3 protein-coding genes are annotated in these 1,575 nt (G+C 62.6%); 2 read left to right on the forward strand and 1 reads right to left on the reverse strand.

Translation table 11 applies throughout. The features are described from left to right. Positions 1 to 446, forward strand: a 446-nt coding sequence (locus tag ACXJKH_RS20265) for a class I SAM-dependent methyltransferase (RefSeq protein ID WP_457322054.1), incomplete at its 5' end; no start/stop codon positions are given. Positions 447 to 540: 94 nt separating this feature from the next. Continuing rightward, the gene (locus ACXJKH_RS20270) at positions 541 to 1,065 is read left to right on the forward strand and encodes a hypothetical protein (protein WP_256775570.1); all 525 of its coding nucleotides are present in this window, start codon (positions 541 to 543) and stop codon (positions 1,063 to 1,065) included. A 93-nt stretch (positions 1,066 to 1,158) separates the two neighbouring features. Here the strand turns inward: ACXJKH_RS20270 and ACXJKH_RS20275 are convergent. After that, on the reverse strand, positions 1,159 to 1,575 hold a 417-nt coding region (locus ACXJKH_RS20275), incomplete at its 5' end, for a M3 family metallopeptidase (protein ID WP_457322056.1).

Genomic DNA, 1,575 nt, shown 5'->3' on the forward strand with positions numbered 1-1,575 from the left:
TGTTCGAGCATGTCGGCGACAAGAACTACCGCGGCTACTTCGAAATGGCGCGGCGCTGCCTGCACCCGCACGGCCTGTTCCTGCTGCACTCGATCGGCAGCAATATCTCGCGGCACCGCACCGATCCGTGGATTACCCGCTACATCTTCCCCAATTCGATGCTGCCCTCGGCGGCGCAGATTACCGCCGCGTATGAAGGATTGTTCGTGCTGGAGGACTGGCACAGTTTTGGAACCGATTACGACCGCACGCTGCAGGCATGGCGATTGAACATCGAGCAGGCGTGGGGCGGGCTTGACCCGCAGCGCTACGACGCGCGCTTCAAGCGGATGTGGCGGTTCTACCTGGCGGCGTCGATGGCGAGCTTCCGCTGCCGGAATTCGCAGTTGTGGCAGTTGGTGTTGTCGCCCAACGGCGTACCGGGTGGGTATATCGCGCCGCGGTGATGGCGGCGGCGCAGATGCCCCAGTCCTGCCGGCCTGGCGGTCGATCAGGGCTGCTTCGGCGACCTGTGCAAAGCAGGATCCGAGAACACGGTTGATGCGTCATATCAGGCTTCAATATTGCTCTTGCCACTGTCAGCTTGATCGCCACTGTGACGCCGCGCTGTTGAACTCAATCCATGTGATTCGTCGGTTGTCGCCGAAGCAGGCAGCCAACTACGATGTGTTCATGACCTTCGACGACGTGACCGTGCTTGACGCCCTTCTGGCCGCTGGTCAGCGGGTTCAATCTGCCTTCGCAGGAGCATCCGATCCGGAGGGAGCGCTGCGGTCTGCGCATGAGTTTCTTGCCAATGCACTGGGCCACCATCCTGATGATGCGCGGTTGCTTACCGCGTTGGGGGCGGTTGCATGCGATCGGGGTCAGCACGAGCAGGCGCTTGCGCCGCTGCGACGGGCGCTGGCGTTGGGCAGCCGGGACAAAAATGCCTACTTCAACCTGGGGGTGGCGTTGATCAACCTGAGCGAGCCGGCACGCGCGAAGACGGCGTTCACCCGAGCCTGCGCGCTGTCGGCATTGTCCTGCACGTGGGAAGCGTACTTTGATCCACAAGCCCATTGATGGGGGGGGCGGGATCCTCTCACGTGATCGGCAACAAAAAACCGCCCGGCACTGCCGGGCGGTCCTGTTTACACGCGTCGTTGAATCGAACGCTTACTTCTTGCCATCACCACCGGTCAAACCACGCTTTTCCAGCAGCGGTTCGATCTGCGGCTCATGCCCGGCGAAATTGCGGAACAGTTCCATCGCATCCACGCTGCCGCCCTTGGACAGCAGGGTCTGGCGGAAATGGTCGCCGTTCTTGCGACTCAGGCCACCGTTTTCGCGGAACCACTTCTGGGTGTTGGCATCGAGCACTTCGGACCAGATGTAGGCGTAGTAGCCGGCCGAGTAGCCGCCCATGATGTGGCTGAAGTAGGGGGTCTTGTAGCGCGGGGGGACCGGCGCGTAGTAGATGCCGTCCTTCTCCAGCGCGGCGCGCTCGAAGGCCATCACGTCCTTGGCGGCCGGGACCTGGTCCGGACCGATCTGGTGCCAGCGCTGGTCCAGCATGGCCGCACCGAGGTACTC

Source organism: Stenotrophomonas sp. P5_B8 (assembly GCF_054049855.1).